This window comes from Candidatus Protofrankia californiensis, from assembly GCF_900634765.1.
GTDB classification, from domain to species: domain Bacteria; phylum Actinomycetota; class Actinomycetes; order Frankiales; family Frankiaceae; genus Protofrankia; species Protofrankia californiensis.
Window position 1 is genome coordinate 1 of the sequence record NZ_CAAAFT010000079.1, and the last position, 1,247, is coordinate 1,247.

General features: G+C 71.4%; 2 protein-coding genes. One reads left to right on the forward strand and one right to left on the reverse strand.

Annotated features, from left to right (window positions below):
• Positions 1-642, forward strand: a 642-nt coding sequence (locus DD1DGNOD_RS04920) for an LLM class flavin-dependent oxidoreductase (protein ID WP_131769554.1), incomplete at its 5' end; no start/stop codon positions are given.
• A gap of 160 nt (positions 643-802) precedes the next feature.
• Here the strand turns inward: DD1DGNOD_RS04920 and DD1DGNOD_RS04925 are convergent.
• Positions 803-1,247 (reverse strand): suppressor of fused domain protein (locus tag DD1DGNOD_RS04925; protein WP_131769555.1); only part of this gene is annotated, 445 nt, incomplete at its 5' end.

Here is a 1,247-nt window from a genome sequence, read left to right on the forward strand (position 1 = left end):
ACCTACCGTCATCCCGGGTTGCTCGCGAAGATCGTCGCTACCCTGGACGTGCTGTCGGGCGGACGCGCGGAGCTGGGGATAGGCGCTGCCTGGTACGACCGTGAGCACCGCGGCTTGGATGTGCCGTTCCCGCCGGTCGCCGAGCGGTTCGAGCGGCTGGAGGAGGCGCTGCGGATCTGCCGGCAGATGTGGAGCGAGGACAACGGACCCTTTGCCGGCCGGCACTACCAGCTCGCCGAGACGCTGTGCGTGCCGGCGCCGATCAGCCGGCCCCGCATACCGATCCTGATCGGGGGTAGCGGGGAGAAGAAGACACTGCGCCTGGTAGCGACCTACGGCGACGCCTGCAACCTGTTCGCCCCCTCGGTCGACGTCGTGGCGCACAAGCTCGACGTGCTCAAGGCGCACTGCGACGCGGTCGGCCGCGACTACGCGGAGATCACCAAGACGATCATCTACAACGGCGACGCGCTGGCCCGCGAGGGTACCGGCGCCTTCCTTGCCGAGGCCGAGCAGTACGCGCGGATCGGCGTCGACACCGTGATCGTCGTCCCGCCTGGCGGTGAGGCGGCGGACGCCTGGGTCGAACGGACCTGTGTCCCGGTCGTCAAGGACCTCGCCGACATCGCCGTCGCCGGCTGAGCCGATCCGATCCGGGTCGATCCGGGCCGATCTGATCGGCTCCGGTCCCGGTCCCCGAGGGGCTCCGGCGTGGGCGACGGTGTTCCCCGGACGATGTTCCGCGGAACACTGTGTTCCGCGGGACGCTGTTCTTCCGGATGCCGTTGTGTGGCCGGTGTCCCTACCGGTCGCCGGCGTCCAGACGCAGCCCGGCGCGCCGGGGATCACGCAGATCGGTGCCGGCGGCCAGCCAGCGCCGCTGCAGTTCGGCTGCCCCGTGGACCCGCTTGAACGCGGATTCGTTGGGTGTCATCGGCAGGACCGGCAGGAAACGCACCGGCGCGGGCGCCGGCCCGGGAGTCCGCGCCGGTTGCCGGCTCACGGGCTCGCCAGCCAGTGCCGGATCCGCCAGGGACGGATCTGGCAGGGACGGATCTGGCAGCGGCAGGTCAGGGATGAGCCCGCCGGGTTCGGCGACGAGGACAGCGGTGAACCCGGCGCCGTCCCACAGCGGTTCACCCAGGTCGAGGCCGGCTCCGGCAACCACCGGGACGCCTTCGACAACCGGGATCGCGGCCAGCAGGGCGAGCCGGCGGGCCACGCTGTCGCGGTGCTCCTTCAGCGAG